The 24,528-nt window shown below is 49.5% G+C and carries 24 protein-coding genes; 6 read left to right on the plus strand and 18 right to left on the minus strand.

Annotated features, from left to right (window positions below):
• Positions 1–117: 117 nt before the first annotated feature.
• The gene (locus tag ACJJIO_RS01905; protein WP_444909988.1) at positions 118–1,272 is read left to right on the plus strand and encodes a serine hydrolase domain-containing protein; all 1,155 of its coding nucleotides are present in this window, start codon (positions 118–120) and stop codon (positions 1,270–1,272) included.
• A gap of 903 nt (positions 1,273–2,175) precedes the next feature.
• On the opposite strand, the gene ACJJIO_RS01910 is transcribed toward ACJJIO_RS01905, so the two are convergent.
• From ACJJIO_RS01910 to ACJJIO_RS01925, 4 genes are all read right to left on the minus strand, one after another.
• Positions 2,176–2,550, minus strand: coding sequence for a hypothetical protein (locus ACJJIO_RS01910; protein WP_252085423.1), 375 nt, complete (start codon positions 2,548–2,550; stop codon positions 2,176–2,178).
• The gene (locus ACJJIO_RS01915) at positions 2,543–3,097 is read right to left on the minus strand and encodes a sigma-70 family RNA polymerase sigma factor (RefSeq protein WP_252085422.1); all 555 of its coding nucleotides are present in this window, start codon (positions 3,095–3,097) and stop codon (positions 2,543–2,545) included. Before ACJJIO_RS01915 ends, ACJJIO_RS01910 begins: the two co-directional genes overlap by 8 nt.
• A 10-nt stretch (positions 3,098–3,107) precedes the next feature.
• Entirely contained in the window at positions 3,108–3,908 is an 801-nt protein-coding gene (locus ACJJIO_RS01920; RefSeq protein WP_444909989.1) for a DUF6249 domain-containing protein, read from the minus strand.
• A gap of 65 nt (positions 3,909–3,973) precedes the next feature.
• A complete protein-coding gene (locus tag ACJJIO_RS01925) occupies positions 3,974–4,261 on the minus strand; it encodes a hypothetical protein (protein ID WP_444898546.1) in 288 nt (95 codons plus the stop codon).
• A gap of 177 nt (positions 4,262–4,438) precedes the next feature.
• Between ACJJIO_RS01925 and ACJJIO_RS01930 the strand changes: the two genes are divergently transcribed.
• From ACJJIO_RS01930 to ACJJIO_RS01940, 3 genes are all read left to right on the plus strand, one after another.
• Complete coding sequence (locus tag ACJJIO_RS01930) at positions 4,439–5,044, plus strand: DUF924 family protein (protein ID WP_444898547.1); 606 nt, start codon at positions 4,439–4,441, stop codon at positions 5,042–5,044.
• Positions 5,044–5,661, plus strand: coding sequence for a LysE family translocator (locus ACJJIO_RS01935; protein WP_444898548.1), 618 nt, complete (start codon positions 5,044–5,046; stop codon positions 5,659–5,661). The genes ACJJIO_RS01930 and ACJJIO_RS01935 overlap by 1 nt, the downstream gene beginning before the upstream one ends.
• Positions 5,662–6,004: 343 nt before the next feature.
• Positions 6,005–6,301 (plus strand): YebG family protein, encoded by a 297-nt coding sequence (locus tag ACJJIO_RS01940; RefSeq protein WP_252085417.1) that lies wholly within the window; start codon positions 6,005–6,007, stop codon positions 6,299–6,301.
• Positions 6,302–6,471: 170 nt separating this feature from the next.
• Here ACJJIO_RS01940 and ACJJIO_RS01945 read toward each other — a convergent pair whose 3' ends face one another.
• The 3 genes from ACJJIO_RS01945 to ACJJIO_RS01955 form a co-directional block, all read right to left on the minus strand.
• Positions 6,472–6,867 carry an MAPEG family protein gene (locus ACJJIO_RS01945; RefSeq protein ID WP_444909990.1) on the minus strand — a complete coding sequence of 132 codons (396 nt, stop codon included), beginning with the start codon at positions 6,865–6,867 and terminating at the stop codon, positions 6,472–6,474.
• Between the two features lie 155 nt (positions 6,868–7,022).
• Complete coding sequence (locus tag ACJJIO_RS01950; protein WP_444909991.1) at positions 7,023–8,324, minus strand: amidohydrolase family protein; 1,302 nt, start codon at positions 8,322–8,324, stop codon at positions 7,023–7,025.
• Positions 8,321–9,733, minus strand: coding sequence for an amidohydrolase (locus ACJJIO_RS01955; RefSeq protein WP_444885393.1), 1,413 nt, complete (start codon positions 9,731–9,733; stop codon positions 8,321–8,323). Before ACJJIO_RS01955 ends, ACJJIO_RS01950 begins: the two co-directional genes overlap by 4 nt.
• Before the next feature lie 318 nt (positions 9,734–10,051).
• On the opposite strand from ACJJIO_RS01955, the gene ACJJIO_RS01960 reads away from it, so the two are divergent.
• On the plus strand, positions 10,052–11,686 hold the full coding sequence (locus tag ACJJIO_RS01960; RefSeq protein WP_444909992.1) for a two-component system sensor histidine kinase NtrB: 1,635 nt from the start codon (positions 10,052–10,054) through the stop codon (positions 11,684–11,686).
• 101 nt (positions 11,687–11,787) lie between these two features.
• Here ACJJIO_RS01960 and ACJJIO_RS01965 read toward each other — a convergent pair whose 3' ends face one another.
• Genes ACJJIO_RS01965 through ACJJIO_RS01995 form a run of 7 tightly spaced genes read right to left on the minus strand, consistent with a single transcriptional unit; the run spans position 11,788 to position 16,838 of the window.
• Positions 11,788–12,954, minus strand: a complete 1,167-nt coding sequence (locus ACJJIO_RS01965; RefSeq protein WP_444909993.1) for a glutathionylspermidine synthase family protein — start codon at positions 12,952–12,954, stop codon at positions 11,788–11,790.
• A gap of 3 nt (positions 12,955–12,957) precedes the next feature.
• Positions 12,958–13,581, minus strand: a complete 624-nt coding sequence (locus ACJJIO_RS01970; RefSeq protein WP_444888622.1) for a DUF1190 domain-containing protein — start codon at positions 13,579–13,581, stop codon at positions 12,958–12,960.
• A gap of 12 nt (positions 13,582–13,593) precedes the next feature.
• The gene (locus ACJJIO_RS01975) at positions 13,594–14,010 is read right to left on the minus strand and encodes a DUF350 domain-containing protein (RefSeq protein ID WP_252085410.1); all 417 of its coding nucleotides are present in this window, start codon (positions 14,008–14,010) and stop codon (positions 13,594–13,596) included.
• A gap of 15 nt (positions 14,011–14,025) precedes the next feature.
• Positions 14,026–14,679: a YjfK family protein gene (locus ACJJIO_RS01980; RefSeq protein WP_252085409.1), complete on the minus strand. Its 654-nt coding sequence runs from the start codon at positions 14,677–14,679 to the stop codon at positions 14,026–14,028.
• The gene (locus tag ACJJIO_RS01985; protein WP_252085408.1) at positions 14,664–15,737 is read right to left on the minus strand and encodes a potassium channel family protein; all 1,074 of its coding nucleotides are present in this window, start codon (positions 15,735–15,737) and stop codon (positions 14,664–14,666) included. Before ACJJIO_RS01985 ends, ACJJIO_RS01980 begins: the two co-directional genes overlap by 16 nt.
• A 4-nt stretch (positions 15,738–15,741) precedes the next feature.
• Entirely contained in the window at positions 15,742–16,437 is a 696-nt protein-coding gene (locus ACJJIO_RS01990; protein ID WP_252085407.1) for a PspA/IM30 family protein, read from the minus strand.
• A complete protein-coding gene (locus ACJJIO_RS01995; protein WP_444885397.1) occupies positions 16,434–16,838 on the minus strand; it encodes a DUF2170 family protein in 405 nt (134 codons plus the stop codon). Before ACJJIO_RS01995 ends, ACJJIO_RS01990 begins: the two co-directional genes overlap by 4 nt.
• A gap of 148 nt (positions 16,839–16,986) precedes the next feature.
• Between ACJJIO_RS01995 and ACJJIO_RS02000 the strand changes: the two genes are divergently transcribed.
• Entirely contained in the window at positions 16,987–17,292 is a 306-nt protein-coding gene (locus ACJJIO_RS02000; RefSeq protein ID WP_252085405.1) for a DUF6471 domain-containing protein, read from the plus strand.
• 101 nt (positions 17,293–17,393) lie between these two features.
• On the opposite strand, the gene ACJJIO_RS02005 is transcribed toward ACJJIO_RS02000, so the two are convergent.
• The 4 genes from ACJJIO_RS02005 to ACJJIO_RS02020 form a co-directional block, all read right to left on the minus strand.
• Positions 17,394–17,696, minus strand: a complete 303-nt coding sequence (locus ACJJIO_RS02005; RefSeq protein WP_252085404.1) for a hypothetical protein — start codon at positions 17,694–17,696, stop codon at positions 17,394–17,396.
• 104 nt (positions 17,697–17,800) lie between these two features.
• The gene (locus ACJJIO_RS02010; RefSeq protein WP_444909994.1) at positions 17,801–20,494 is read right to left on the minus strand and encodes a DEAD/DEAH box helicase; all 2,694 of its coding nucleotides are present in this window, start codon (positions 20,492–20,494) and stop codon (positions 17,801–17,803) included.
• Positions 20,495–20,591: 97 nt separating this feature from the next.
• A complete protein-coding gene (locus tag ACJJIO_RS02015) occupies positions 20,592–21,143 on the minus strand; it encodes an HNH endonuclease family protein (protein WP_444909995.1) in 552 nt (183 codons plus the stop codon).
• A gap of 258 nt (positions 21,144–21,401) precedes the next feature.
• Positions 21,402–24,509, minus strand: a complete 3,108-nt coding sequence (locus ACJJIO_RS02020; protein ID WP_444890713.1) for an efflux RND transporter permease subunit — start codon at positions 24,507–24,509, stop codon at positions 21,402–21,404.
• Positions 24,510–24,528 lie beyond the last annotated feature (19 nt).

Raw genomic sequence — 24,528 nt, forward strand, 5'->3', positions numbered from 1 at the left:
CAAAACGATCCAGTCGGAAATCGAAGTAGTACGCCAATAACCTCGAAATTTCGTACCACTTTTAGCGGTAACTAAGATCTGACTCAGTTTTCATGTTACTTTTAATACAGGCTTATCATGATGCATAGTCGGCACACAAAAATTCTGTCAAAGATTTTTCTTACAATTGCACTCTTAGCAGTAACCGTTGCTGTACGTGCGGACGAAGCGTTGCAGACATTTCTCGAACAGACACTTACCACAGCACGTGACAAAAACGATCTTCCAGCCGTCGCCGCGCTGATTCAAATCGATGGCAAGACCGCTGCTATAGCTGCAGACGGTTTTCGTGCGCATGGTCATATGGAACCAGCCACTATCGACGATCGTTGGCATATTGGATCGAATACCAAGGCGCTAACTGCAACAATGATCGCACGCTTAGTTGAGCAAGGTGTCATGCGATTTGAGGATACACTCGCTGATTCTTTTCCCGCTTTCGCAAAAAATATGGACCCCGCTTACCGCAATATTACGATCACGCAATTGCTCAGTCATACCGCAGGCTTACCACCTCTGACCGACGATAATGAACTTCCTCAATTTGAAGACTTAATCGAGTCAGTACCCAGTATTCGGGCGCAACGTATTGCGGTTGCACGCAGTTACCTTGCAATGCCACCTACATCCGCAACTGGTTCATTTAAATACTCCAATCTCGGTTACATTATCGCGGGTGCTATCGCCGAGGCACGAACAGGCAAGACTTGGGAGGATCTCATCAAGGAACAGATCTTTACTCCGCTCGGCATAAAAAATGCAGGATTTGCAGCGCCCGGATCCTCCGGCAAGTTGGACCAACCGCGTGGTCATAAAAAAAACTGGTGGGGCAAGCTCGTACCACTCGATCCCGCTGACATACAAAGTGATAACCCTCAAGCGCTCGGCCCCGCTGGCACAGTCAATATTTCTCTTAAAGATTGGATTCTCTTCGCAGAGGACCAACTCAATGGCGTACATGGCCGCGGTAAATTATTGAAGTCCGAAACTTATCGCAAACTACACTCACCCGTAAATGGTCATTACGCACTGGGCTGGGGGGCATTGGTCGATCCAGAGTTATTGCTGCTTACACACACGGGTAGTAACGGCTATTGGCTCACCGATGCACTTATCATGCCAAAGCACAACATAATTTTTCTAATCGCGATGAACTCTGCTGGTGATACTGCAGAAAAATCAATGAAAGATATCCGCAAGCTTCTTATGGAGCGCCTAAAACCATTTGAGTGAACCTAAAAAGCGGACTTGTCTTGACAAGTCCGCAATCCAGCGGCTACTGGAATATATACTTGATAATTAATTAAAGTCAGCAGCGCGAATCGGATAGTTATCAGAGCCAGCCTCCAAGATCCAAGCCCATGGCTCTGCGAATAAAGCGAGTCAATTATATTCCTGACAGAATAATCTCACGGAAAACGCATACCGTCACCCGCCACAAGAATCCTATTTATCATACATAGTACTGAGCAATTTATTTAAATATAAAGACTCAGAAATACACTGCAACTTGATGAAGCTATAGCTTTCAATAGAGAGAATTCTTAAAGATGTAATCTAGAATTTCCATTCAGAGAAAAATCATAGCTTTCGCTTGCCGCCTTTAAAGAGCCACAAGTTCCAACCTAATTCATCCATGCCAGCCAACATAAAATTTAAGAAAAAATGGCCAGTAAAGCCTATGGAGAGCTTTGATGAATGGCAGCCACCCTTTAAGGCTCCATCACTGTTTGAATTAGAAGAATTAAATATTACCGCAGGGCGTTAAACAGGCTTTGCCCACTGCCATATTAAGTGTGGTGGCACTCTTCTCGATGGCAAGGAAGTTCGTGATACTGTTCGAGAGACTTTCTGCTTTATCAAATTGGAAAAATCGTGACATGTGGTGCACCGCCATATCTCCACACCAGCCAATCAAGGTGCTTAGAAAATATAGCGTTCAAGTCAACTCAATGCTGAATGCATTAGCGCTGCTCAGTAAATCGGGGCATTAAGTTATAAAAGACATCGGGCTTTTGAAGAGATGATTCTCCAAGCCCATAGCAGCCCGGGGGTATAAGATATAATAGTCCGCCTCTAATGCATCATTAGAGGCGGCACAGATTTTGTGTAGTGTGCTTCCCCGCTACAAGATGATCAGCGACGAGCGGCAAAGATACCGCCGGCCATCACTACCAGCGAGGAAAGCATTCCCACACCAACCAAACTATAAAGACTGATAGACTGGCGAGCGGCTTCGTTAAGCACTTCGCCAAAAGGAAATTGCCAGGCAACAATACCCGAAGCCGCCAGCACAGCGATGTATTGAACACGACTGGCGCGACGTTCGTTCTTCTTGGAGGGCATTGGCAATTTTGCCATGACGCTCTCGCAGAAACCGTCATCGTCCAGGTAGGGCTCATCGAACTGCAGCTGCTCTGCCAGCCAAGCATCAAATTGTGGGTCTTTGCCCTCTATAGTTAAATCGCCCAAGGCGCCACCCTTTGTGTTGCGCTGTTCAAAGTTAACCATTGACCACCTCCTCGCGCCACGGCTGCAACAAGCTCTGTAGCTTTGCTCGCGCGCGGTTGACATGGGATTTTACCGTACCTAGTGGCAACTTCATAATACTTGCCGCTTCCTCATGGGAGAAGCCCCGCTGCATACACAAGTGTATCGCCTGGCGTTGGGCATCGCTTAAAGAGTCCATTGCGGAGTTCAGGTCCCGGGCCATCCCCAGGCGCTGAGACTCTTCAACCGACTCTTCCGCCTGGGCCCGATCGACCGCCTCCTGATCCACTTCTGGAGCGTTCTTGCGTTTGTGGCTCATGACGAGATTGTAGGCGATCCGGTACAACCAGGTGCTAAAGCGGGCATCTCCCCGAAATGCCGGCAGCGCCTTATAGGCCTTAATAAAGGCCTCTTGCGCCATATCATCGGCCAGGCCCTGATCGCCATCACACAGCTTGCGGAGCGAGAATCGCAGCTGGGATTGATAGCGACGCACCAGCTGGGCATATGCCCGCTGGTCCCCGTCTTTGACGGTGCGCCTGATCAAATCCTCATCATTGAGGTCCATATTTCGGTCCCTACGCCTGCTTAGTATCGAGCTTCCAGTTGATAAAGCGGGCCAGGCCGATAAACAGTGGGATCAAGCCCAGACTACCTACCCCAAATCCTGCAAGGGAAGTGAGCCAGATAAACACTGCAGCACCCACTGCGATTAAAGTAATCCCTCTGTCCCCAGTATTCTTAGGGCTGCTATCTTCCAGCATATCCAACATCTCAGGCGGCACATCCCGACCATCAGCCACCATGTTATTGATATTTTCCATCACCAGCTGTTTCTTCCTGTAGCTATTGCGAGTTACCAGCCACACGATCAACACCGGCATACCGAACACACAAAGTAAGGCCAGAATTGGTAAAGTCACCACTTGGTGGAAACCAGAATCTGATTGAGACTCTTTCCAGCCCTCATGTGAAGAGTCATATTTTTTTGACAGGCCAATCTGCACATTGTCTGGCACACTATCTAGAGCCTCTTCAGCCACCTGCCCCCGCTCATCGAGAATCCCCTTGCGCTCCAGTTTCTCGATAATGCGCTGGCTCAGAGGGCCTCCGAACTCAGCTCCCAAGTCCACCTGGACCTCACTGCGCTCGCCGTCCTCTCCCTGGGTTTTAATGGTGAGCACACCCTCCTCATCACGCATGATGCGTACACGCGTATCTGGCTTAGATGCCTCACTTTCCATTGCCGGCGGCTTTGGCGGGTTGGGTATTGTGCTGCTGTCATCCTGTGCCCAGCTGCCCATCGCGGCAAAAGTAGCTGCCAGCGCCGCCAACCAGTAGGTAGCTACCCGCAGGGATTGTGAATTTCTCGCTCTCATTAGTTACTCTCTAATCGTTGTCTTTCTTGTACTGTTTAACCGTCGGCCCGGGGAAGCCCTGCACGCTACATCACTGTTATGCGGCCTCGGCTGTAAGGTCCGGGGGTGGCGCCTTGGGGAGCCCTCTCCTCCGCAATCCGCACCGGGTAGGGAAGCCCGCTGCCTTCAACCTCACTGCCTGACTTACATTCATTGAGCTTTTGCATAAAGTGCTGGTCTGTTTTCTCAGTGAGCTGACGATGAATATCATCCACCGAGAATCCCAGCTCCGCCGCTCCGGCCTGCATGCCGCCAAGCGCCAAAATCAGTACGGCGCAAAATTGTACCTTCTTAAATGATCCCGCAGTAAACATTGTGACCTCCAGATCGCTTTTCCTTGTACACCTCTATGACGGAGCCAGAATTGATTTTGGATGCAGGCGCAAAAATATTTTTTTAAACATTTTGTGAGAGGACTTCTTCCTATAGCTACTGGACCAATAAGTACAAAAGTCGCAATAATCGGCCTGTAACCATTGGGGAACTCGTAGATGACCGGTATTAAGGAAATACTGATCTTTTGGTTTGGTGATCCCGCTTTAAATTACCGCCCTACACCTGAACGGCAGAAGCGGTGGTTTTCGGCAGACCCAAAGCTGGACAAGCAAATGGCTGAAGACTTTACCGAGATCACCAATATGGCCCTTGAGGGAAAGCTGGATCACTGGCGTCAAAGTCTGGAGGGCGAGCTGGCCCTGTTACTGTTATGCGATCAATTCGCCCGCAATATCCACCGCGGTAACTCTCTGGCCTTTAAGGGGGACCCACTGGCTCTCGATATCACCGAGTCGATTCTACAGAGGGCAGATGAGCAAAAACTTGGGCTGTTTCAGCAGATTTTTGTCGGCATGCCTCTTGAGCACAGTGAAAACTCCGCTATCCAACAGCGCTCCGTGGCATACTTCGCCCAGTTGCAGAAGCAGTACGGGGATGATGAGTCCATCGCCCCTTATCTCGCCACCCACTATCGATACGCCCTGGCCCACCAGGCGATTATCGAGCAGTTTGGCCGCTATCCGCATCGCAATGCGGCCTTAGGCCGCAATTCCACTGAAGAAGAAAAGCACTGGCTGGCACAAGGGGGCGGCTTTAAATAATGGATTTACTCGGATGGTTATCACTTGCAGGTATCTGTGCCCTAGGCGCAATGTCACCAGGCCCTAGCCTGCTTATCGTAATGCGCTGTTCCGCCTCAGGTCTTCAGCAAGGCCTCGCCAGCGCCATTGCGCACGGCGCCGGCGTTGCCGTTTACGCTGCGCTGACAGCCTTTGGCCTCGCAGTACTGATTACCAGCTCTCCACTACTATTCAGTATTCTGCAATGGGCCGGTGCAGCCATGTTGGTATACCTGGGCTGGAAGGCCTTCCGAGCCCCGGCTCCCGGCTCGGGAACAACCCAGTTGGAAGCCCCCCACATGAGTGTTCGCCGCTCGATCGTACAAGGTTTCGGGGTGGCCTTCTTTAATCCCAAGATCGCGGTATTCTTTACTGCCCTATTTAGCCAGTTCGTATCTGAGCAGCAGGCTCTCACCACCAAGCTCGGAATGGCTGCCATGGTTTCAGGAGTCGATACACTCTGGTATTGCATCGTTGCCCTGGCAGTTCATGCCAGCCGCAAACGTCAACTGGTTAGCAAGCACCTCGGCCACCGCATCCAGCAGCTGTTTGGTCTGCTCCTGATTGGCTTGGCCGCACGTTTGGTATTCACTATTTAGTGGGTAGGACCTAAGCACCACCTCCGTAGAGGCGTGCCAAAATCGAAACTTTCCCCCGTAAGAATGATGATTAGGCACTCCAAAAAAACAGGCCCGCAAACGGGCCTGCTCAGTGCGGAGGTTGCAGCCTGGATGCCTGGGGGGAGTACATCCGGCTGCAGTGGCGCATTATGACAGTTACGACAGCTTCCTAAAGACGAATTATCGCAATAGCCACTCTCTTGAGCGCAACGAAACAGCCGCCACTTCAGTTCCAACCACCATTGACACTGAATATTTATACAGTTACCGTATAGCCATACAAGCAAACTGGAATGTCTTAAAGGCAATTGGGAGGCATATCATGGCCGTAGTAGCTGTTTGGAAATGCGATCGAGACGGAGCAATGTTCGACAACAAAAAAGATGCTGAAGAACACGATAAGATGCTGGAGCTTGCAGCCAACATTACCACGCTCATTGAGCGCAGTATTGAAGGTATTGATGAGCAGGTGAGCGAAGAGATCGGCCTGTTGCTGGCCAAGCGTCGCGATGCCCTGGCCAAAGCCTGCAAAGGCAAACCAGAAGTTCTGCTGGAGGAAGATGAGAGCGGTGAAGAGTCCTCCGACGAGACCGTTACTCCCTTTGCTGCAAACCAGTAAAACTACCTGAAGAAAGTTTCTGGTAGTAGTTTAAAGTTTCATCCCTGTACTCTGCCCGGTTCAACCGGGCTTTTTTGCTGGGCTTCAGTATTTAGCTGAAGCCTCCCACCGCATAAAGATCGTTAATCGTTCCAGATCGCCTAAAAAATTCTTTACTGCTACAAGCGCTTTTACAGAGATCTTATCGATAGCACAATATTGATCACTGCGAGTATTAGTATCACCAGCCAACTGATTAATGTGCCCCAAAAGCGTCCGGCATGGGTACCTCCCTTACCCGCTGTCAGGCCATAAGCGTGGAAAATGCGGGATAGAAAAAAAGCGATTCCAAAGACATGCAACCACAGTGCAGATAAGCCCCCTAGCTCCGCAAGCAACAAGAGCAGTAATGCGATGGGGGTATATTCAACCGCATTCGCGTGCACGCGCACACGAATCTCATTATGACGATCCTCGCCAGTGCCAATACCTACTCGCTTAGTGCGACGAAATTGAACGACCCGGCCTGCCAAGTAGATAATGAGGATTGCACAGAGGCTGGCATACAGCGCTGTAATATTTACCATGGCATTTTCCTTTTTCTTATTAATACGAGATGTAAATATATCCCTATCACCACACCAATGCTAAACAAGTGGCTGGACCTTTTTGTTCATTTTTCGTCACACAAAAAAAGAGCGGGCTTTGCCCGCTCTTCATCTGCTCACAAACTAAGCACTAGTTAATTGCGATAGCCAAAGTCGTGCCCCTTGCTCGGCTTAAGATGACGATCGCGCAGGCGGGTTGAACGAGTAACCAAAGATTGGGGCTCTCCCTCAATCAGTACCTGTTCAGGGTAGCTGGTTACTTCCAGTGGATCACCGCTCCAAACTACAATATCAGCATCGGCCCCTTTCTCCAGGGTACCGCCACTAAGGCTAAAGATATCTGCCACATTTGTACTGATAGACTTCAGAGCCTCCTCGTAGGACAACCCGTGGGCAACAGCATTACCAGCAGACTGACGTGAGAGGTATACATTGTGGGTAGAAGCGTAGTCGGGACCACTAATGGCAACTTTCACACCAGCTTTGGTTAACAAAGCAGCATTATCCAGGCGAGCGCCAAGGCTGGAGAAAGAAATGGGCAGGTTGTTAATCGCATCAATCACGACAGGCACCTGAGCTTGGGCCAGCTGCTCCGCCACCATCCAACCTTCAGCCGCCCCAAGCAGCACCAGCTTTACATTGTAAGCCTTAGCCAACTCAATAGCCGCAAGGATATCGCTGGCACGATTAGCTGTAATTAATAGCGGTTCCGTTCCATTAATCACCGGCTGTAAGGCCTCGAGATCCGCAAGACTATAATTCAGCTCTCGCCACTCTCCCAGACGAATCGCTGCACGATTGTCCCGGTACTCCTTAGCCTCATTCAAGGCATTCTCAATTTTCGCATAGGCGTTTGCACGGCTACCACCGGCCAGTTGAGCACCGGCCTCACCCAAATAAGCCTTCTGGGCAACATCTTCCGCCTCGACACTATCGAACTCACCACTGAGTTTGATGGCAAAGCCGCGTCCGGCAAACACTCTCTGGGCCTCTACCGCAGCGCTATCCCAAGTACTGATAGCTGGAAACACCACGGCGCTGGTAACACCACCAGCCCGGTTAAAAGGGATCAATGTAGATTTGGGGTTGTATGCGGGTACAGGATTGAAGGCGCTGCCGATACTCTCACCAGTTACCGCATGGTCGTTGGTGCCACTGGCTGCGCTGATCTCCACCAGCCCCAATTCAGAAATGGGTGCAATAACTCCAGGAGTCACCACCTTGCCTTTCGCATCAATTACCCGATCGGCAGGTATATTCAGCGAGGGAGCCACCTGCTCCACTTTACCGTCCACTACCAGCACATCGGCAGATTCCAGTGTACCCATATCAGCCAGGGTGTGTACCTTACCGCCCTTAATCAGGATACTTTGCGCCTGAGCCCCTGCTGTCAAAACCCCCAGGGCCAGCGCATAGAATACAGCTATTTTTTTCACAGTCGCTCTCCCTCTGCATTGAGAATACCAAGCTCAAAATCACTGCGCGGTTGGCGCTTTTTATCGGAGCGATCGTACATCAACTCCCCATCGATAAAGACCTGATCAACATGAGTATAAACACTGAACGGGTTGCCAGACCAAATAACAACATCGGCCATCTTACCCTTCTCAAGGCTGCCGGTTTGCTTATCGATACCCAGTGCCTTAGCGGGGTTCATGGTCATCCAGGTCACAGCATCCTTTGGCTGAATATCGAAACCAGCGCGCTGACCTGCAGTCATCGCTTTAGCAACTTCTTCATTCAGGTGCTGAACGCCCACACCGGAATCCGAGTGAATCATTGCACAGGCCTTGGCCTGATCGACGATAGCAATATTTGCCTCTGTCATATCGAAGGCTTCGTGCTTAAAGCCCCACCAGTCAGCCCACATCGCAGCACATACATTGTTCTCCGCCAGCAGGTCGGCGACTTTGTATGCTTCTACTGCGTGGTGGAACGTAGAGATCTGGAAATCGAACTCCTTGGCGACATCCATCATCACCGCCATTTCCTCTCCGCGATAGCAGTGATTGTGTACCAGGATATCGCCGTTCAGAACGCCCGCCAGGGTCTCTAGGCCCAGGTCTCGCTCTGGTTCATCTCCACCCTTCTCTACATATTCCTCCCACTTCTTCTTATAATTGCTGGCCTCAATCCAGGCGTTGCGGTAGCCAGCTACATTACCCATACGGGTTGAGGGGGAAGTACCTTTACCACCATAAACACGCTTCGGATTCTCGCCACAGGCCATCTTCAAACCGTAGGGCGCACCGGGAAATTTCATGTCCTGTACGCTGCGACCCGGTACATTTTTGAGGGTTACACTGCGGCCACCGAACAAGTTGGCAGAGCCCGGTAGGATCTGCAATGTGGTCACACCGCCAGCCAGGGCTAAGGGGAACTGGGGATCCTGTGTCCATACAGAGTGTTCCGCCCATACCTGCGCGGTGTTGGGGGATGTCATCTCATTGCCATCCTGAGAGGACTCAATAGAGGGGGCAGGATAATCTCCCAGGTGAGAGTGTACATCGATAATTCCGGGGGTCACCCACTTACCTTTGCCATCGACCACCAGGGCGTCCTTGGGAGCCTCAAGATCTTGACCGATCTTTGCAATCTTTCCGCCTTTCAATAAAAGGTCTGTGTTCTCTAATTGCTCCCCAGTCCCAGTAAGCAAAGTGGCATCCTGAATCAGCACTGGTCGGGACTGAGTAACAGAATAAGTTGAAGGGAAAGCATCCAGGCGAGCAAAATCCAGAGATCTCTGCTCACTCCCGGCTTTCTTCTCTCCGCAGGCAGACACCAACAGCGAGGCACAAAGCAAAGCCGCGATGCCGCGCCCGAAAACTCGAGAATGCAGCTGCATAGTTATTCATCCAATGGTTTTGAAGATGGCGGTGAATGCTATCAGTTTGTCTGACCTTAGCCACTACTTAGAGAAGAAAAGTTCGCTTCTGAGAAGAAAAGCCCCAAAGAATTACCGAGAAACTCGTCTGCTCTGCAAGTGGATACCCATCACATTTGAATAAACACACAATTACAAAAGGGTTTATAAATGTCGGCATGTCAGCAAAGACTGCAAACCAGCTCTTAAAAGGCCCCGGGTTCCCTATATACTTTTTTGTTTCCACATGATGCAGTTTCTGGTGAAAAAATACTCAATAATTATTCCGGAGGAGAATAGGTGATCAAGGAAAACAGCCTGCCGGTATTCCCCACATCCACTTATGTCACCAGTAGCCAAAGCCGGGATTCCCAGCAAGTCTATGAGGCTTTACGTAAAAGTGAAGAGCGCTATCGCGAACTGGTTGAGCATGCGAATTCGATCATTATGCGCTGCGACAGGCACGGGCGAATCACCTCTTTTAATGAGTATGCTCAACAACTTTTTGGCTACTCTGAAGCCGAAATTATTGGGCGGCATCTGATCGGCACCATAGTGCCCGCCTGCGAGTCCAGCGGCCGGGATCTACGTCAACTCATTCAACATGTTTGCGATAATCCACAAGAACATCGCTACAACATTAACGAGAATATCACCAAGTCTGGCAAGAGGGTTTGGATTGCCTGGACTAATAAAATCCTTTCAGATGAAAGTGGCTGCCCAACAGGCATACTCAGTATTGGAACCGATATCACCAAACAGCGCCTGCTGGAGGAGGAGTTGCGTCAAGCGCAAAAAATGCAGGCTATTGGCGAGCTAGCCGGCGGCATCGCACATGACTTCAACAATATGATTCATGGAATCAGTGGTTATGCCGAGGTTATCCAGCAGATAGCGGAAGATCCCCGTATCAGCGAATACACTAATCATATACTCACTACTGCCCGCCATGCCGCTGAGCTGACTAAGCAGCTGCTTACCTTTGCTCGCAAAGGTAACTATCAACTGAAAGATTGCAATACCCATGAAATCACCCGCGATGTCTGTGCCATGCTTGAGCGCACCATTGATCGGCGTATTCGCGTTGAACAGCAACTAGAAGCTGGCCGGCCTCATGTAGTCGGCGATCCCGCCCAGTTGAAAAGTGCATTATTAAATATCGGCATCAACGCCAAGGATGCCATGCCGAGTGGAGGCACTCTGCGTTTTAGTAGTAGCAATATTACCTTTGAAAAAATTACTACTATCGCAGATTTTGAAGTGCAACCTGGTCATTACCTATTAATCACCATTCGCGATAATGGTACAGGTATGCCCCCTGAAGTGCGCCGCAGAATTTTTGAGCCTTTCTTCACCACTAAGGAATGCGGCCGGGGTGCCGGACTGGGTCTCGCCGCAGTGCATGGCACCATCCATTTGCATAAGGGGGCCATACAATGCCATAGCATTGAGGGAGAGGGCAGCACCTTTAATTTGTACCTGCCGATTGCCGAAGCAAAAGTAAGTAGACAGCAAAAACAAACTGTACCGCAATCTGCCAAACGCCAACTTCGTATTATGGTGGTGGACGATGAAGCCATTGTCCGCAGCTATTCGAAAACACTCTTTGAAATGAATGGTCACAGCGTAACCACTTTCGCTTCGGCGGAACAGGCGATCACCTATTACCGACAGCATTACGATCAGGTAGACCTGGTGATTCTCGATATGATTATGCCCGGAATGGATGGCCAGGAACTATTCGCCTTTCTGCAGCGCATCAACCCGGAGGTGAAAGCATTGCTTTCAACCGGGTTTAGTGTCGATAGCAAAGTCCAGGAAGTTATCAAAGATGGGGTTCTCGACTGTATCCAAAAACCTTTTACTTACGATAGGCTCAGCAACAAAATTGAGGAATTGATTTTAAGCGGGCAACTGATAACAACAGCGTTTTGAATATCTAAAATGACTTGTGTCTTAAAGCAAAAAGCCACTTACTTTAAGAAAGTGGCACACTTACACGAATACTTGCCAGAGAAATTACTCTGGCAAGTATTTTAAAGGATAATATGCGGAAGGTAGCGACTCATATCCTGAGTTATAAGATTACTATCCTCGCGAATTGAAATACCCGCAGCCATATCATCCACTAGCCAGCTACCCACCAGGGTAAAACTCTGACCAAACTTCGGCAGTGGATGCATAGCCTGATAGATAAAGCCCTCTTCTCCATAGGGCCCATCCGAAAGCGATTGCACATTTTCTCCGCGTACTACTGAAATATTGGCTCCCTCACGGGAGAAAATGGGCTTCTTAACCAGCTCCGAATAGCCCTCAGCTTTATCCAGCTCATCTTCGAAAAATGAAGGTAGTAAGTTGGGGTGCCCGGGAAACAACTTCCACAACATGGGCAGGAGTGCTTTATTGGATAATATCGCCTTCCAGGGTGGTTCCAACCAACGTACGTTATTGCCCCCCAACAGAGAGCCAAATTCCTCGCGGAACATAAACTCCCAAGGGTACAGCTTGAACATCCAGGTAATTACCTGATCGTCTAAATCGGTAAAATCTCCCTGCGCATCACAACCAATATCTTCGATAAATACAAAATGATTAGTGATGCCGGCTTCACTGGCACAATCTTGCAAATATTGAACCGTACCGCGGTCTTCTACCGTATCTTTGCAACAGGCAAAATGTAGTTCTCGACCAGGGGTCAGGAACTGTACATCGCGAAAGCGATTAACCAGCTTTTCCTGCAGGCTGTTAAATTGATCAGACTGTAGGGGAAGTGCCCGCCTATCTACATTATCCTGCAACCAAAGCCACTGCCAAAATCCCGTTTCATATAGGCTGGTAGGCGTGTCGGCGTTATTCTCATAAAGTTTGGCCGGACCCTGCCCCGAATAGGCAAAATCCAAGCGAGAATAAAGGCTGGGGTCACCATTTTTCCAGGAATCGCGGACAAAATCCCAGTGCTGCTCCGGTATGCGGAAGCGCCTTAACAACGCCTCATCCTCAAGCACCTTAGCGACAACATCCAGGCACATTGCATGGATTTCTTCGGTGGGATCCTCAATATCCTGCTCTATCTGTTCCAAAGTGAACTGATAGTAAGCAGTTTCATCCCAGTATGGCTCCCCATACATGGTGTGAAAATGAAAACCAAACTCCTGCGCCCGCTCTTTCCAGCGCGGACGCTCACCGATCGGCAACCTCAGCACCAATCAGCCCCCCCAGCTTCGGGAGCGACTGCTACTAGAGCGTCCGCCACCCCAGTTGGATTTGGCTGAAGCGACCGCTCCAAAGCCCCCCCGTGAAACCGTCTTGGTAACCTTGGGCTTGGGATCCATCGCAGTTTTATCTACGGTATAGGAGTTTTTACCGTAGCGGCCGATAACCTGACCATCAGCGGTCATCAGGCGATCATAATAGCGGGAACCGGAGGCAGAATAACGGTATACCGGGTTGTAATGACCGTAGGAGTGATAGCGCCGGTCATTATCATTCAATATGGAGGCGACCATAAAACCGGTCATCAGTGGCATCCAAAAACCGCTGCTACTCTCGCGACAACTACCGAACTCCGTCTCACACTGGGACAAATTGGCATATTTGGGCCCAGTCCGCTCAGCTTCCGCGAGGGCCTTCTGGTAGGCCGCCTCACATTGGGCTTCATCGAGCTGTGTATTATTCACACAGTCCTCGACAGAGGACACCACCTTAACCTCTTCATCGGAGGAGCAGCCCACCAGAGCCACGGTGATACCCAGAGCCAGGGGGCGTAAAACAAAACTTGCCCCCCTGCCCTTGCGCATCCGCGCAAGATTAATATTTTTACTACGCTTCATCCTCACCTCCGCTTAATAGCTCATGCAAGCCGCGTTGAGGACACCAACAGAAATAGTGGTAGCTGCCAGCATAATACCCGCGCTAACTTCACCGTCTTCAATACGCTCAACAATACGTGGCATAAAGCCAAAACGAATAATCGCAAAGGCAATAAGCTGAGCGATTAGAGCAACCACTGCCCAAGTGGCAAAGTCAATAATGGAAACAGAGTTACTGGCCGCGCCGCCAACAGCAATGGCAAAACCCAGCACCGCACCACCAAATCCAATGGCAGCAGCTGCGTTTTTGTCTTCACGGATCAACTTCCATTCGTCATGGGGTGTCACTAGTGCATAAAGAAATTTAAACGCGATTAAAAATACCAGTGACAGGCCAAAATAGGCCGCAAAATGGAGGATACCAGTCATCAAATCGTAGGGCTGGTCCATTAATACATCTCCTTATTATCCGTGAATAGTCAGCTGTGATGGTGTCAAAGTTATACCGGTACTAATCACCAAGCTGCGACTCAGGTAACCAGCGTCCTCCTCTTTCTCTTCCGCTGAAAGGAACAGGGATTCGGTACGCTGATCCGACAAATCGCGTTCAAAAAGCATGGTGAATTGGTCGGTAAGGGAATAGTCCCCATCGGCGTCATAGGTCTTCTCGGCCATATGCACCGGGTTGTGATAATCACCAGTAGCAGTCCAGACTCTCTGATAGTTACGGTCCTGCAATTGGTAATTAGCTGCACCGATTTCCTGCTTTAGAAGCCTGTCCCAAACCTGCTGATTAGCGACATCGAGGGTATCGTAAAAGTGAAACAGCTTTACGTCTACTACATGCTCATCACTTTGACCGCCTTCTGCCACAACCTGTAGCCAGGCATCGTCATCAGTATAAAACCGATAAACCCAGGCTCCATCGAGCTCTACAATTCCGGCCGCTTTGATAATCTGCGTTGGAGAACAGGATTCAATAGTGAGTTCATCCAGTATCAGGCGAATAGCCAATGGGTCCAGTTCAAAACTTGCGCCGAGTCGCAATCCCATAATTTCCGGGGTTTTCACCTTTGGAATATCTTTACCTTTGAGTTTGTCAATCAGCTTGGTAAACACGTACCTGTCCCCTCTCCTTCATTCATTTTTATATCGAAGCAGCGCTTTTCTGTAAGCCGCTTAGCAGAAATGTAATAGAGCATATCCCCCCTGTTCACCTCATCGGTCAACGCGGGGTTTACATCAATTTTAACTATTCCCTGACGACGTACCGCAATCAAGGTTGCGGACAAATTCTTTTTAAAATGATCAAACAGAGCAGAAAATAACAATGGCCGTTCACCCTGATACTCAATACTGTACTGAGTCATTCCATAAGTGCTATCCAGAAGCTGCCGGTGTAATCTGGCAGAACCGGGGTCCAGGGAGGATTTAGCCAGTAATTCCACCGCTACTGAGGGGATGCATTCAATATTCGGGCAGTGTGAGCGCAATAGCTCACCGACATTTTCATCCTGGAAATAGGCTGTTTTATGGCTATTGGGACTGAGTTTGTCACAGAACAAAGCTGTGGTGAGCGTGACATCATCCAGGGGATTATCGATAATGATTCGCGCGGCATCGACAAGTGCGGCGCGCTGCATGCTCTCAATATGGGAAAAGGATTCAACCCGGACAAAATCAATTTTACCCGGCATGGGATTCTCGATGTCGGCCTCGACACAAAGCACGATATCTGTTGCTGTACCATTGGTTTTCGATAACAGCAGCTCTATCAAACGAAGGGTTCGCGTTCCATTCCAGCCAATTATAACCGTGTGATTTACATGGTTTGTCATGCGCAACCCTCTCTTTCCTCTATGCACAAACTCTGAAATTACAAAGCCCACCTTGGTAAGCACCAAAGCGAATAGACTCAATCCAAAGGGGATCACCCAGGTTGCCACAACCACTTTACCTGCGGGCGTTACCGGCGAGAAATCGCCATAGCCTACTGTGGAAGCAGTCACTATCAGCCAATATATAAAGTTGGCGGGGTCAACAATCTCATGCTCCCCTGCAGCACTGAGTAATAGGTAACTCCCCATTACATAACCCAGCACGCCGACAAGAATGGTTAGTATATTGGCCTTAACAAAAAGCGACGCCAGAAGGCGCCGCACTCGATAAAGTAGCACTGGATCAGGCCTTTTGGCGGCTCGCCAGTAGCTGGGCCAGCTTGTCGCTGCCGCTGACCTGGCCACCGGGCTTAATGCCCGCCGCCTTCAGCTTGGCGTCCAGACCAGAGCCACTTTCCTCTGTTGCCAGCTCTTCAGCAGCTTCCAGCTCCGCAGCACGCTCCTGTTGCTTGGTCTTGATACGATCAAGGCTGTCCAGGGCCGTTTTGATTTTGCTGTTAGCCCCCATATGGCGGGAGGAAACGGCTACTTGGGCCTTTTGTACAGATTCGGTGGCCTTGATCTGGTCAATCTGCTGCTCCATACGGCGGACATTAATTTTCGCCTTGGAGATATTCCCTTTCAGGGTACGCTCAGAGTTGATGAAGCCATCCAAGAGGCTCTGTTCCGTTTCGAGTTGAGCTTCCAGCTCAGTAACACGCTCGGCACACTCCAAAGCCAGGCTATCATCACCTTTCTCGCTGGCACTGATTGCGTGGTTGCTGTAAGTCTCAATATCGGCTTTTAGAGACTCTACCTTACTTTCTGCCAGCTTGCGCTTGGCCATGATTTTAGTCAGGTTCTCATCACAAGCTTTCAATTCGGCCTTTGCCTCCCGCAGTTCTTGATCGAGGATACGGATAGACTGGCTGTCCGCAACGGCTTCAGTTCCTTCATTGACCGCGCCTTTCAAGGCAGTCCAAATTTTTCTCAGGCTCATGCTACACCCTCCATTTCAAAATGATCAGCATATAAATCCAGGAAGTCACCCACATTGGAGAACAGGGTTTCAACTTCTTCAATTACCACTTCGTCCTTACTGGACACAGACAAAGCGCCAAAAGCGACATAGTAACGCTCACCGCCAATCATGGTGATGGCGATCGACGTCAGGGGAACCAGTTGATGAGTCTGGAGAATCAACTCATTAAGGGCGACCACGTCGGCTACCTGGCTGACCGGGAACAAGATGCTCTCGACAACGATCTGCTTCTCACCGACATAAACGAATGCATCGACTCCTTCGTCATTGGAAATACTGAGGCACTCTCCCTCAGATTCCACCACCCATCCGGTGTGGCTTTCCGCCAAATGGCGTAGATTCTCATGGTTCCAGGTCATCTCGACTCCCTCGCTGTGGAATATTAGTCACAAATATAGCATCAAAAAAAAGGCGGTCAATAACTTATTTCAAACTTATGTTGCAAATAATACACACAAAGATAATATTTACCACATAAGTGACATCAACTGTAACGGAGTCGAGCCCATGGACCACAAGCAAAGCCTCAGTAACCAGCAAGCACTGGCTCCGTACAAACAGGCTATCGCCCGCTATGTGCGCGCATCTATGGCTTTGCGGGGTATGCGTTACGGGGATCTCGCCCAGGCCCTGGCCGAAAGAGGGATTTCAATGACCACGGAAAACCTGCGCAGCAAGGTGAGCAAATGCATGTTTTCTGCAGATCTACTGGCAGCCATCATTGATGCCTTATCGGTGGAAGACAGCGCCATGCCTGAAATCCTTAAGCAAGCGCGAGAACTGCAAGATCAAGGACTCAATACCGAACAATAGAGAAGCTATCATGCTCTATCACGCAGTACCAATAGGAAGTAAATCGCTAAACTCGAAGACAGAGCATGCTATAAAATCTAGCAACCAGGCCCGCTGAATAGCTAGTAGTGATGGAGCTTATAAACCGGCTCACCGTTACCACACTTACCGACAACCTCTGGTTCAGAGAGTTTGGCTCCTGCCGGTATTATTTTATTGGTTGGCCACCATACAAAACAGGCATAGCGAAAATTGACTGCCCAGTTACAGTAAAGGCGGCCGTCATCCTCCTCATAGAATCGCGCCTGACAAAAGCTTAAGGTCGGGCTTCGCACCCCCTGTTGCTGCTGGGCATCCACAAATATCACATCCACAGCTGCTACGGCAGTCACCCAAAAGCAGGGTATTAATAACCACAATTTCATAGGCGTACTCGGCTAAACTGCAAGCTGAACTCCTATAAAGCCTAGCAGCCCCGGCGCAACTTTCATTTTGTGTATCCACTTCTAAGAGTGAGCCCCCCACTACCCTAAAGGTGATCCCTCTTCAAAACCGCAAGAATACGTCTAAGGCAGTTCTCTGGGTCACGCTTCCAGCTGGCAAAGGGTAATGGCAAAACAGTAACCCCCGCCCTGTGCAACACTTTATAAGTCTGAGTAGTAAAGTGATACCGATACTCCCCAGGAAAACCGATCAAATCCACCCCCAGGACCCGACCGTGGTATTCACAGACCACATCAACACGCTGGCCGGCGATAGGGAATGCTACCCAATGTCTGACCTCCGCCATCCGCAGGCTCGCGCTCACCTCTTCGGCAAACTCACAGGGAAAAACTTTTTGTGGAGCACTTAGGCCCGCCTCATGATCAAAATCAACATAGCGGCGCAGCAAGTGCTCAGGTGACAGGGATTCCGGGCTGATGGAATAAGCCACCAACTGCCTCTCTTTAGCCCGGGTCACAGCAACATTAAACATGTCGGCACGATTAAGATAAGTCGCTGCACGCAGGGACTGATTGTCTACAGAAAAAGACAGGAGCATCAGGTCCCGCTCCTCTCCCTGAAATCCGTAAGGGGTTGCAACCAAGACGGAGAAACTGCGCAGCACATCTGTCGGGAAGGCCTTATCCACTTCGGATGCCAGATAATCCGCCTGCTCCCTGAAAGGAGAAAGAATTCCAACCGTTGGCTTGAGTGGTGAGTCGGCATAGCGATGAGTATGTTCACGCAGCTGCTCAAGTATCCAATCCTTTTCCAGCCGATTTCTGCCATTTTTTGCTCGCTTTCCCTCCAAGTAATGCAGAGTTAAAGTCCTTTCACTGGAGGCTACCGGTCTAGCCTGCATTACCTTGAGTCGATCTGTATAAAAAGCGTTATTGCTAAAAGCAATTAACTCCGGCTGACTGCGATAGTGTTCATCCAGTAAGGTAACGGCCTGCTGACTACCCAGGGAGTCAGAGACAATATCCAACAAGGACTGGTCCCGGTAACTCAACTTCATAGGTAATTCTTCAGGGCTTCCTAGGTCTTCCCACAACTGTTGTTGTTGCGCCACAGATAAAAAGGAGACGTGACGCAGCTGCTTGCCATCCCCGACGACAACCGCACGTTTTGCTCGGTGTAATGCTGGTAGGGCGCTGGCGATATCACACTGGGTGGACTCATCAAAGATAACGAGATCAAAGAGCTCACGAGAGAGAGGCAATACTTCATTTAGCTCATCCAGGCTCACAAGCCAAATTGGGTACGCCTGTAAAACAACCTGCATATTCGTTTGAGCAAAACGCTCTGCTTGCGTTTTGGAGGTTCTAGCCCTGAGAGCCTGATTGAAAGCCGATAAATGCCTTCTTTCATGCTTTAAAAGATTTAGAAGGGCCTCTTTTCGATAAGCATTAATAAATCGAGACGCATGCCGCTCAAAATTCTTACGCAAGGTCCCGATTACCTCCTGGAATTCCCACAGTGATTCCGTATCCAGTTGCCGACCTAAAATACGCAATCTCAATGCCACCAACCAAGTACCAAAACCATCGGAACCGAGTTTCTGAGCAGCTCTTAACGCTCCATTAAAGCGGCGCTCAGCTTTACGCATTGATTTGAGTATTACTTTAAGACCACGCTTTTGGTTGGCAGCGCTCACCTCAGGAGCTGCAACCCCCTCTTTGAGCAAAGAATCCAAATGAAATTTCAGGCTGGGTATAAAACCCTTTTCACCCGCATGTACATACCCTTCCTGTAAGTCATAGGCCTCACGCAACTTCTGTCGTACAACATCTATGGCCTGGGGAGTTTTAGAAACTACCAAAACAGTATTGCCATGCAGCATTTGGTCAATCGCCATTGCGGCAATGGTAAAACTCTTACCGGTGCCTGGCGGGCCGGAAACCAGACTCAAGGGCATCTTCGCAGCATTTTGCAATGCCCTTTCCTGAGCCTCACTCAAAAGTCCCGGCAACATCTCCGGCTCACTGTCACTTTGCCGGAAATCAACAACCTCCTCCCCGAGGGCCAAATTTAATGGAACAGAAAAGTTTCGTTCTCGGCCTAGAAGTTTCAGCTCATGAAGAACACCGCGCGATCCCCGCGACCTATCAGCCAGAATGAGGGCGCAAGCACTACTTATTGCCAGAGCTGGAGCCCTACCCAACTCATCACAATCAACCGCCTGTAGATTCGGCCAGCGACTAATCTCTTCAATACCGGTTAACCGACTGTTTTGTTCCAGCCAGCGCCCCATAGCTGCCACCTGGGGACTATCCAGCGGAAAGCTCGGTATAGGGAAGCTATCTGTTACTCTCGAGTCTATATCCGGCTTAAGGATCAAGCGCAGCAGTGGAAGGTTGATATGGAGATCAGCCGAGTTGACCTCCACAAAATACTCTTCGTCAGAACAAAGACGGGCAGGAAAATACAGTAGCGGGGCACACAATTGACGCTTGGAACTAAGCCCTAGCTGGCTCGGGAGTTCACCAGAGATCAAGAACACCGAATAGATTAAACTGCGCTCTTTTCGGTAAGCATCCGTTAGCTCTACGAGCTTAGTAGCCGAGGTCCCCACCAATGGCACTCTGGGTAACTCTCCACTGGCTAAAAAGTCCCGCTCTCTGAAAAATACCCGGCGATTACCCGCAAGCCGGGCAATATTACTCAGTGATAAATCATGACTATCCGCCTGATAGCAGCGTCTGAAATATTCGACCAACAATTTGGAGGAGTCCCGCATAACCATCCATATTTCCAATTAAAGGCAAAGCCCTGCCCGAAATTGTACCACCGGGATGATACTCCCCACTCAATGTGCCAGTTGGCATTTAGACTGGCTAGCCCTCACTCGCTATTGAGCGTAGTTTGCGAGATTCATCTCGACTCAGGCTCAGCCCATATTTCTCTACGATAGAAATAAATCGCTGGACATATATTTTACCAACGGGCGCATAGGGTGGCATCCACTCATCAGGCCCTTTGTGCCCTTTACTTTGATTGCGGCCATCATCCACCAACCAGAGGTTATCGATATCCTCAGCAAAGCGCCTTTTCTTTGCGCGGCTCCACCCAGCTCCTCCGTGATCATGGGCCCACTTAAGGGGCACAATATGCTCCACATCCAAATCAGAAGCTTTGCTGTAAAAATTGCCGGTATAAGGATCTAGCCACAACCCAGTATCCACCTTACAGCCGTTGGCGCGAGTATAAGTAACTGGCGAAAGGGAGTACCGTATCAACAGCTCATGTCGGGTATCTTGGCAATCCCTATCTGTATCAGACCACTTGGGTAACCACTCTGATCTCTCATAACTAATCGCCAGAGCAGAAAAGCTGAAAGAAAATAAAAAGAAGCACACACAAAATCTTGAAATTGACCGAACACTCATACATCAACTACCAATCAAATCAGATCTTTAGATTACTAGAAAACTGATCGGGATTGTATGTACCGGTTCAAACTGAGGTAAAAACGGAACCATTAATTACCTACAAACAGCGAAAAGAAAAGATAAGTGTATGAACCGGCGCAACGGAGGCAGTTAGAAACCACTAGTATCTGGGAAAGGAAGGATGATCCCACGCAATACTCAAAAAGGCATTGCGCAGGATCTCGAATTACCCACGATCAACGCAGGCTCATCGCACTATACAGAGACAACCTCTTTAGCAGGGGCAGGCTGCGACTTTAAATTCATCTCATCTAGATTACCTTCCACCTCATTAGGTTTAACCTTGTGGAAGACCGCGTAGAAAACAGGGATAGCAATCAGCGTAAGCACAGTGGCAAAACCTAGCCCCCCCATAATGGTTACGGCCATATCCGCAAAGAAAGCATCAAATAGCAGTGGCGACATTCCTAAAATAGTGGTCACAGCTGCAAGGAAGACCGGACGCAAGCGACTTACGCTAGCACGCTGAATAGCAGTGAGTCTGGGCAAGCCCGCATGTGTTTGTACTTCGATCTCATCGACCAAAACCACAGCGTTTTTAATCAGCATTCCAGATAAACTCAATACACCAAGAAGTGACATAAATCCGAAAGGCAGCCCCGTCGCCAACAAGCCTACAACTACGCCCACCAAACACATGGGAACTACCAGCCAGATAATTACGGGCTCACGTACAGTACCGAACAACAAGATCGATACCAGGATCATGATTAGGAAGCCAAGTGGCAAGCCTTTACCCAGAGACTTCTGTGCATCGGTAGAGCTTTCATACTCACCACCAAATTCCACTTTAAAGCCTGGTGGTAACTGCATACTTTCTACCCAGGGGCGAATTCTCCCAAACGCGGCCATAGCAGTAACGCCTTCCGGAGCATCGGCACTGATAGTGATGGTCGGAACCCTATCGCGCCTTTGGATCAGGCCCTCGTCTGCAGTAACCTCAAAATCCGTGATCAACTGTCCCGCCGGAATATACCCTTGCTCGTTAGGGCTCCAGACCAAACGATCCTCAAGGGAACCCACTTGGTTCCTATCCCCTTCCGGCATTCGCGCAATAATAGGGATAATACGATCGCCGCTCTCAAAATCACCCACGGTATAACCGGCAGAGGCAAATTGAATCATCCGGCTAATATCGGTATTCGTGACACCAGCTACGCGAGCACGCTCATCATCAAGGTGGGCATGGATAGTCGGCTCTCTACTGCGCCAATCATGGCGAATATCTTCCAGGCCCTTCTCGCGAAACTGTTGCTCAACATCTACGGCAAGCGCACGCAAGGTCTGAAAATCCTGACCAGAAATTCGCACTTCCACATCGGCACCACCACCAGGGCCAAACACCAGGCGCTTAAAGGTAATCAATGCTTCAGGCTGCTCTTCACGTAACTGCGCCTTTGCCCTCTCTATCAGTTGAGCGATCTGCTCGCGATTCTCAGTGCGAACAATTAGCTGACCATAGGAAGCATTGGGCGGTTCAGGAGCATAAGTGAGCATAAAGCGATCGGCTCCCCGACCAGCTACAGCCGTTACCGAAACCACCTCATCCTGCTCTTTAAAATACTTTGTTGCCTGTTGAAGAGCCTTATCAGTACGGTTAATGTCACTGCCCTGTGGCAAGAAGTAATTCACATAAAACAGCGGTGCATTGGAGTTGGGGAAGAATCCCTGCTTTACAAACCCAAAAGCAAAATAGCTTACTAATGTAACGGCAACGAGTAAGCCGATGGTGAGGCCACGATGCCTTAATGCTCCTGCTAAGGCTCCGGAATACATGTTGTAAAAACGACCATTATAGGGGTCTTCAGAATCTGAATTCTTACCGGGTTTGAACAGGTGATACCCCAAATAGGGCGTTACAGTTACAGCGAGAATCCAGCTGAGCAGCAATGAAATCCCAATCACAGCAAACAGAGAGAAAAGGAATTCACCGGTGGCATCATCAGACAGTCCAATACCAGAGAAAGCCATAATACCAATTACAGTGGCCCCCAAAAGCGGCCAGAATGTTTGGCGCACTACCCGGCTGGCAGCACTCTTGGGCTCCTCATTTCGTTGAACCCCCATCAACATGCCTTCTGCAACTACGATAGCATTATCAACCAACATACCCATGGCAATAATGAGGGCACCAAGAGAAATCCTCTGCAGGTTCAAACCAAACAAATTCATGATTAATACGGTACCCAGAACCGTAAGACCAAGCACGGTACCCACCACCACGCCAGAGCGCCAGCCCATAAATACACAGAGTACGAGGGTAACGATCACAACTGAAGAGACGAGATTAAACAGAAAGCCATCGACACTCTCTTCTACCACTTGGTGCTGGGCATAAACCGGGTGAATTTCCACCCCCAACGGCAGTGCCTGTTTTATCTCCTCAAGCTTGGCCTCTACAGCCTTACCAACATTAACAATATTGGTATTTTCAGCTCCCGCTATACCAAGCAATACCGCCTGATTTCCATCATAGCGGGCAATAAAGCTAGGGCTTTCATCATAACCCAGGGAGATATCTGCGATATCTCTGATGGCCAACATTGCCGTTGAACCAGGTACACCCACAAGAATATTACGGATTGCTTCCAAGTCACTTGCAGGATTATCCACTACGATGCGGGTGCGCAAATCCTGACCACCGATTTCTCCAACTTTCTGCGTGGAGCTTTCCGATTGCAGAACCTGGGCTAGATCATCGAGAGAGAAACCAAACTGAGCGAGTCGGGACTCATCAATATCCAAATAGGCGACTTCATCAATGATTCCAGAACGGGAAACTTTCGCCACCCCCTCAACACCGAGCAGTTCACGACGAATCGCTTTGGTGATTTCACGCATTTCGGTCAGGGAAAAACCCTCGCCGGTAATCGCATAATAAATACCGTAGACTTCACCGAAGTCATCATTGACCACCGAGGGATATGCCCCACTAGGAAGGTCACTTTGGGCATCATTAACTTTGCGACGCAGCTCATCCCATACCTGAGCCAGTTCTGCGGAGGCGTATTGATCCTTAATCTCTACACGGATTTCTGACATTCCCGGACTAGAGGTAGAGGAAACCTTATCCAACTGTCCCATTTGCTGGATAGCGACCTCAAGCTTTTCCGTAACCTCTTCTTCCACCCTTTGTGCACTGGCACCGGGATAGAAGGTATACACTCGCGCTTCTTTAATGGTAAAGGCAGGGTCTTCAAGGCGGCCAATATCCGAAAGCCCCCAGAGTCCGCCGATCAGGCAAATCAACATTAGTAGCCAGCTATAAACCGGCTTTTCGATAAATGTGTCAGAAATCTTCACAACATTTCCCCCCTGTTTA

This window comes from Microbulbifer mixtoriginis (SeqCode) (assembly GCF_052467235.1).